Source organism: Psychrobacillus vulpis, from assembly GCF_006861825.1.
Classification (GTDB): domain Bacteria; phylum Bacillota; class Bacilli; order Bacillales_A; family Planococcaceae; genus Psychrobacillus; species Psychrobacillus vulpis.
On record NZ_VDGI01000041.1, the window covers coordinates 1 to 6,893 of the forward strand.

Genomic DNA, 6,893 nt, shown 5'->3' on the forward strand with positions numbered 1-6,893 from the left:
GCTACATTTTGTGAATGGTGACTTGGAAGAGCCGTGTGCGTAAATAGCGCAAGCACGGTTCTGTGAGGGGGGAGGAACACAATCTACCGCAAGGTAGAGAGGTTCCCTTCTACTCGACTACTTCAAGTAGGAGTAAAGCCTTTTTTCTTATTGAACTAAAGAGCAGGATTGTTTAATAATAAGTGAAAAGTAGGAAATACTAATACCTGAAGTTTCGAATAGAATTGAGGTAGAAAGTTGATACGTTTAGTAATTGTCCTAATCCTGCTAAATTGTTACCCAATGATAATTATAGCTAAAGAAATAAAGTATAATCACAATAGCAAAACTATATCCGAAATACAGAAAGAAGTTGACTTTACCGTTTTAACTCCAAAAAGGATTCCTGATGATTGGACATTAGATACCAAAACAGCCCCTTGGATAATGCTACACTATATGGACAGCAAGGACACAAAGTTGATGGTCGCTATTTATTTGAGAAAAGGATTTCGATTATTCGATGACGATTTTCCTCATCGTCAGAAAGTTGATATAAACGGAAACAAAGGTTATTTTCAGGAGTGGGAAGAAAGTGGCGAAGTTGATGAAAATGGAGACAACATCACTGGTGGCTTACTTAATTGGGTTCAAGATGGTACTTCTGTAGAAATGAATAGTTCCAGATTATCAAAAGAACAAATGTTAGAAATTGCAAGGTCAATGAATTAACGTTATTCAACTCCCATGAAAATTAAAAACTCTCGAAAAACAGTAAAAGTGCATAACAAAAGAGACTCAGAAAAAGCTTTTCTAAAAAAAGGCTGAGCCTTCAGAATGATTATATTGAGTTAATAGGTAAATCAAGAAACATCTCCATTCTTCCTAAAATAAAGGCAAGGCTGGTGCAACCAATCAAAAAGGATTAATCTCCCATAAGTGCTACCCATATAGGGTGCGACAGTCTGTGATGCACCGAGATCGTTGGAGTCAGACTAACGGATGGGCTCTATGGCACCATAGTGTATCGACCTTCTTCGCCAGCCGTAGAAACAGTATAGACGGGGGTATCCATTTTCATTCTCTGTGGTGAAGCGCTGATTTTGCGCTACATGGATGGCTAACGGGGCAGTTTAGTTCAATAAGGTATATTAATCAATTGTGTTGAAAAAGTATACTAGTGGAGAGTGATTCTTTCTTACTCGAACGAGAAACTGTATATTCCTCTCCAACCAACCGCCGATTTTAGTTTTATGGGCATACCCTCGGTCCATTACATACAGTGCGCCGTCTGCGTCGATAATGTGATTGACTGCGTCAGAATCAGCTACGTTTCCCGTAGATGGAATCATCTTTTCCGGAAAGACACTATTGTGCGAAGCGACGACAATTCGGACATGTAGCTTGATTCCATAGGAATCTTTTGAGATTGCCGTCCAATTTGCGGCGTTATTAGGCAACTTGATATAGGTACCATCAATGATTCGAAGGAGACCAACGTTGGCATTCAACCCTTTAGCATCCCCTTTTAAACGCCAGTAATGTGCAGCCAAACGGCCGAGAAAATCTCCTAAATGGGACGTATTCAGCTCTGATAATCGCCGTCCAATTGTCGAATGACTGATAAACTTTAATCCGATTTCTTCTAAAAACTTTGGTTTAGAACAAAGTAATAATAATCGACGTACTAACATATCATTCAATGGATCTATACGTTTTTCTTTCCATTGCGGAAGCGACTTAGCTTTGGACGCTGATATCCTAAAAATAATACATAATCTTCAGAAAAGTGTTGACACTCAGAAATAAGTAATGATACCCTATAGTAGTTAGATATTCAAATTAGAAATGGAGGTACGGAAAATGACTACATCTAGAACTTTAAAAAATAATCGTATAGTGATTTCGTGCCCAACCGCTAATTATTTTTTTATAAATAATTAATACGGACGGCATGTTATGCCGTTCTTTTTCTATGAGCACACGCTTATGTAAAGAAGCGTGTGCTCTTTTGTGTGCATTTTTAGAAAATTTGGTGTTTTCGCGCATTGCGTGTTGCATATATAAACAAAATAACAAGAAAAGGAGTGCTGGTGATGATGATCATGAAACAGCGAAGAAAGTTATTAAAAAAGGAGTCTCTCGAAAGTGGATAGCACCGGTTGGGGAAAGAAAAACCCCAGTTACTAAAATGATGCTATTGGTTTAATCGGAAAAATAATAAATGAAGGAGGAAAAAAAATGATGATACCAAAAATGAGTGGTAAGCAGATTAATAAATTTGTAGGTAAAAATAAATTGGAGTCGCCAACACACTATTTAGGTGAAAAGTGGCTAACAGGAATGGTGCTAGCCACACCTTAACAATATAATTGGACTTCTCCTTAAGGAGAAAAATAATGTTTACGATTAACGATATAGAATATGCAAAGCAACGGATGGCTGACTTGGAAAAGGAAGCAAGACAATATAAATTAGGACATAACTACCTATCTAGAAAAAAGAAAATCCAAAAATCTTTTTTGAAAAGAGTCTTGAGCTATTTTACACGCGTAAATTCAAAATAACCTTCAGAATTGGTAACGATAAGTTGACATAAAGTGAACCTTTAATCAGTGGGGGTATTACTGCCAGTTAATGCGGGATAAAGAACCCATTGAATTCGCTACGGCGCTAGGGACGCCCCTCGCCATAAGCCAAGCAGCTTCACCGCTGTTCTGATGACTTCGGCTACCCCTGTTAAGGCTCCTGCACTTAGTTCGTTTAGATATTCATTTGTTCGATTTATATAGATAGTAGTCAATTACCTATTCATAACTAAGAAAAGATCTCTAGCGCGTGTGAGTACGCACTAGAGATCTTTTTGATTAGAAATATCGATAATTAAGTGAGAGGTACCCGCGTTCTAACACGATTATTGCTGGAATTGGAGATATCCCCTTGAGTCTTTCGTGATTAAGTTGTTCTCAGATATGCATTGTGAAATGTTACACATAAACTAAAGCGGCAGGTTAGTTCAATAAGTAAAAATGGATTATTTGTAAATACAAGTTAATTTTTGTGGTAAAATATTGATTCAAAAACTTATATGGAGGAAAAATTATGAAAATAACTCGGCATTGGAATCAAGAAGACAGTGATTATATTCGTAATTATGTACAGAACATCAAGTAGATTTCGGCGTTCGATTGTGAAATGTTACACTTAAACTAACGGTGCAGGTTAGTTCAATAAATTTGAACTGCTGTCTGCTTAATCTTTTGGAGTGGTATTAATTATGGGAAGAATCTAAGGAGGGATGAAGTGATTAAAAGAAAAATATTGACTTTTATTTTCACAGTCATAATAGCTGCACCAATTATAGGATTGTTTTTTATACTTATAGAAGGCAGTACAATAAAGGAAGTACCTGCGTTGATTGCTTTTACTAGTATGTATACAATTCCTTTTACTCTTTTTTGGGGGATTCCTTTATCTATTCTATCTGATAAAATGAACAAGCATTTTTCTGGTAAAAAACGAGTATTCTCTTCATTAATTGTCCATTTATTTTTTGGTACCAGTTTTGTAATTATATTTATGTTGACTCTTGATTCAAGGTTTATTTTGACAGATTTCAATGCTAGTGACACATACTTCTTAGCTGCATCCACCCTTATCTCATTCATTGGGTGGGGTATGGACGAGATTTTGAGGGTTTATTTTAGAAGAAGTCAAAAGAGTTAATTATGACAAGAGTAATAGTAATTTAGAGGTCTAATAAATGGAAAATGAGATTTAAGCTTCTTCAACTAAAGCAGCAGTTTAGTTCAATAAAACGTTTGTTTTTTCATGTTAATATAAATCTATAACATAAATATTTATAAAAAGGAGTTGTATTAATGCAAATTCATAACATTACAGAAAAAGATTATTATAAAGTAATTGATGTTTTGAATGATTGGTGGGGAGGTAGAGAGATGACACATTTGTTGCCTCGCCTGTTTTTCGAGCATTTCCAGTCAACAAGTTTTATAGTTGAAGACAATGAAGTTATATCCGCTTTTCTAATTGGATTTGTGTCGCAATCAAATTCAAACGAAGCATACATACATTTCGTGGGTGTTAATCCAGAATTCAGGAAGAATGGCTTAGCAAGAGAGCTATATGAATTATTTTTTGCTAAGGTTCGAAAATTAGGTTGTAGCACTGTCCGTTGCATTACTACACCAGTTAACGAGGGTTCTATATCATTTCATAAATCAATGGGTTTTTCCGTATTCTTAAAAACTGATTACGCTGGTGCAGGACAAGACCGTATTTTATTTTCTAAAAATATCGATAATTAACATTGTTCTTATTCAACTAACGGGTGCTTTAGTGGGTGATCGTTGAGTTGCTTAGGCGGTTTCTTGTTCAACTAAAGAATAGAATGGTTGTAGAAATAATGGTATTTAATTGGGGGGAAAGAAGTGAAAGAAATCAAAAAGGTAATTTTGTGGGTTGGAATAATTGCAATCGTAATAGCAGCTTTGTCCTTTATAGATCCTGTTGATAATGAGGATGTTAGCCCAAATGACCTTGATGTTGTAAAGGATTTAGAAAAAGAGAACGATTATTTGAAACAAGATATTGAATGGTTAGAAGATTCTTTGTTTGAATCAAGGAAATTTATCATTGATTCCAACCTAGCGAAGGATTATTTTCCAGACCCAGAGACAGAAATACTTTATAAGGGAATTGAAGAGACAAAATACGTTATCCTTTATAGAGATGAGATGGGTAATAATCTTAATGTAACATCGAAAGAACCAAGGTTTGAGATTATATTAGGCGTACCTACATTAGCTCCAGTTGATGGAATTACCATGGCTTATACTGGTCTTGGAGAACGGAACGTTGATAATGGAATAGAAAATCACTTCTTTGGTGGGGTAATTACCAATAATGAGATTAAAGACGTGCATGTTTCATTTAATGGAGAGGTTTATAAAGCAAACATTTTTAAGGTAGATAACAATATGTACGGATGGTACAGTATTTTTAAGAAATCATCAACATTGGAAGAAAATACGGTAATAACACAAGCCCTTGATGAAGATGGCTTAATAATATGGGAAAGGTCCCTCCGATGAGTACATAGGCTTAATATTTCAACAAACAGGGCTTTACTTGAAGAACATGGAGCTGTTTAGACACCTCTTTTTTTCTTCAACTAACGCAGCAGTTTAGTTCAATAACACAATATCAATTTATTACATAATAGACTTGATACTGCGTAACAAATAATATTGTTATAAATAGGAATTTTATATTTAATAAGCAAAGAATATTGCAAAAATAAATGTGAATAAGTAAAGCTAAGCTAGATAACTTCATTATTGAAAATTTTTTAATAACGGAATATTGACTTAAGCTATTTCATTTTGAACTGTTGTCTTAAAGCATCATTCAAGACCTATTAAATTTATTACGATAAGCTAGTGAATCAAATAATAAAATTGATTCTAGTTGATATTATAGTTGACCTAATCCAATAAAAAATAGTTTGGTTAAATACAGGAAGAAGTTTTTGCTATAACAGATATATAATAATTATGGAAACAAAAGATAGGAGGTAATGGACTATGTTTTGGGAAGAAAAATGAAAAGCAGTTAGTACCTGCAATAATTTTTATGATGGCTTGTTTTATTATGCAGTCATTACAACAGGAATCTTTTGTAGACCATCCTGTAAAGCCAAGACACCTTTGAAGAAGAACACCATTTTCTTTGATACCATAAAGGATGCACTAAAGAGTGGGTTTAGGCCATGTAAAATGTGTAGACCAGATCTTAATGAAGCAACTTACGAACCAAATAAAGATTTAATAGAGAGAGCAAAAGAACTAATTACTAACAACTACAGTAAATCTTTCGAAACAAAAAAAATAGCACAAATGCTTGGTGTGAGTAATAATCATCTAGTTAGACTTTTTAAACAGTATTATGGTACGACAATATCTGAATACTTAATTGAGTTGAGATTAAAAGAAGCAACTAGGTTGTTGACACATTCAGATACAGAAATTACTAAAGTCGCCCTTGATGCAGGATTTCAAAGTATGTCTAATTTTTACAAGACTTTCAAAATGAGAACAGGCTTAACACCAAAAGAATATAGAATGAAGTGTCTGAAAGGTAGTTAATTTACATAATGCCTTATTCCCTCTAGATAAATATAAAAATGAAGGAGATATGAATATGAGAAATAATTTTCAAGTCATTGCGTTACAAGAGAAGGAGTTTAATAACCTATTTTTAATGGATGAAGAAGAATTAAAAAATATTGGGGCAGTCAAAATGATTGCAGATCAGAAGCCTGGATTTCCCTGCAGGGTAAGCTTGAAGGATGCAGAAATAGGAGAAGAAGTCATATTATTGAATTACCAATATCATTTTGTTAATTCACCTTATAAAGCAAATGGACCCATATTTATACGAAAAGGAGCAACTACCGCTATGTTAGATGTTAATGAAATTCCGGATACCATACTTCACAGATATCTTTCTGTACGCGGTTACAATATTGACTCAATGTTAGTAGATGCAAGGGTTACAGAAGGTGTAAATTTGAGGGGAATGATAGATGATGTTTTTGATAATAAAGAAGTAGCATATATTCACATTCATAATGCTAAACCAGGATGTTATAGCTGCCTTGTTAAAAGAGTGTAAAAAGTCAAATTATTATTGGTTAAACAATATTAATATCCTTACTTTCCTATTCAACTAACGGGTGCTTGTGCGGCCGAGCCTAGGTCGTATCATAGCGGGTGGGATTCCCGTCGAGAAAGAACTAGCCATTCACTCGTAGCGAGTCTTGGAGGGCTAATGGTAACATTAGCCTTTAAGCGTAGACAGTTAGGTGGCGGGCCGAAAGCCAAATGGTTGAA

General features: G+C 34.7%; 9 protein-coding genes and 1 pseudogene. 9 read left to right on the top strand and 1 reads right to left on the bottom strand.

From position 1 onward, the window contains the following. Window positions 1-237: 237 nt before the first annotated feature. The gene (locus FG384_RS19120) at window positions 238-711 is read left to right on the top strand and encodes a DUF4367 domain-containing protein (RefSeq protein ID WP_240793501.1); all 474 of its coding nucleotides are present in this window, start codon (window positions 238-240) and stop codon (window positions 709-711) included. Between the two features lie 419 nt (window positions 712-1,130). Here FG384_RS19120 and FG384_RS19125 read toward each other — a convergent pair whose 3' ends face one another. Beyond that, window positions 1,131-1,673 (bottom strand): transposase, encoded by a 543-nt coding sequence (locus tag FG384_RS19125; protein ID WP_240793503.1) that lies wholly within the window; start codon window positions 1,671-1,673, stop codon window positions 1,131-1,133. Between the two features lie 547 nt (window positions 1,674-2,220). On the opposite strand from FG384_RS19125, the gene FG384_RS20385 reads away from it, so the two are divergent. The 8 genes and pseudogenes from FG384_RS20385 (at window position 2,221) to FG384_RS19150 (ending at window position 6,675) form a co-directional block, all read left to right on the top strand. Then, complete coding sequence (locus tag FG384_RS20385; protein ID WP_256363930.1) at window positions 2,221-2,343, top strand: hypothetical protein; 123 nt, start codon at window positions 2,221-2,223, stop codon at window positions 2,341-2,343. 35 nt (window positions 2,344-2,378) lie between these two features. Next, a complete protein-coding gene (locus FG384_RS19930) occupies window positions 2,379-2,546 on the top strand; it encodes a hypothetical protein (RefSeq protein WP_166462496.1) in 168 nt (55 codons plus the stop codon). 736 nt (window positions 2,547-3,282) lie between these two features. Continuing rightward, window positions 3,283-3,705 carry a hypothetical protein gene (locus tag FG384_RS19130; protein ID WP_142644280.1) on the top strand — a complete coding sequence of 141 codons (423 nt, stop codon included), beginning with the start codon at window positions 3,283-3,285 and terminating at the stop codon, window positions 3,703-3,705. Window positions 3,706-3,860: 155 nt separating this feature from the next. Then, window positions 3,861-4,307, top strand: a complete 447-nt coding sequence (locus FG384_RS19135) for a GNAT family N-acetyltransferase (RefSeq protein ID WP_142644281.1) — start codon at window positions 3,861-3,863, stop codon at window positions 4,305-4,307. 123 nt (window positions 4,308-4,430) lie between these two features. After that, window positions 4,431-5,093: a hypothetical protein gene (locus FG384_RS19140; protein ID WP_142644282.1), complete on the top strand. Its 663-nt coding sequence runs from the start codon at window positions 4,431-4,433 to the stop codon at window positions 5,091-5,093. Window positions 5,094-5,618: 525 nt separating this feature from the next. Next, window positions 5,619-5,780, top strand: a pseudogene (locus FG384_RS20390) (Ada metal-binding domain-containing protein); the annotation flags it as partial. Next, on the top strand, window positions 5,778-6,146 hold the full coding sequence (locus tag FG384_RS19145; RefSeq protein ID WP_240793502.1) for a helix-turn-helix domain-containing protein: 369 nt from the start codon (window positions 5,778-5,780) through the stop codon (window positions 6,144-6,146). The pseudogene FG384_RS20390 and the gene FG384_RS19145, both read left to right, overlap by 3 nt. A gap of 55 nt (window positions 6,147-6,201) precedes the next feature. Next, window positions 6,202-6,675 carry a DUF1203 domain-containing protein gene (locus FG384_RS19150; RefSeq protein ID WP_142644285.1) on the top strand — a complete coding sequence of 158 codons (474 nt, stop codon included), beginning with the start codon at window positions 6,202-6,204 and terminating at the stop codon, window positions 6,673-6,675. Window positions 6,676-6,893: the final 218 nt, after the last annotated feature.

Excerpts from the sequence above, each read along its gene's own strand:
- FG384_RS19145 (WP_240793502.1), top strand. The coding sequence starts at position 5,778 with ATGTGTAGACCAGATCTTAATGAAGCAACTTACGAACCAAATAAAGAT.
- FG384_RS19135 (WP_142644281.1), top strand. The coding sequence starts at position 3,861 with ATGCAAATTCATAACATTACAGAAAAAGATTATTATAAAGTAATTGAT.
- FG384_RS19930 (WP_166462496.1), top strand. The coding sequence starts at position 2,379 with ATGTTTACGATTAACGATATAGAATATGCAAAGCAACGGATGGCTGAC.
- FG384_RS19125 (WP_240793503.1), bottom strand. The coding sequence starts at position 1,673 with ATGTTAGTACGTCGATTATTATTACTTTGTTCTAAACCAAAGTTTTTA.
- FG384_RS19150 (WP_142644285.1), top strand. The coding sequence starts at position 6,202 with ATGAGAAATAATTTTCAAGTCATTGCGTTACAAGAGAAGGAGTTTAAT.
- FG384_RS20385 (WP_256363930.1), top strand. The coding sequence starts at position 2,221 with ATGATGATACCAAAAATGAGTGGTAAGCAGATTAATAAATTTGTAGGT.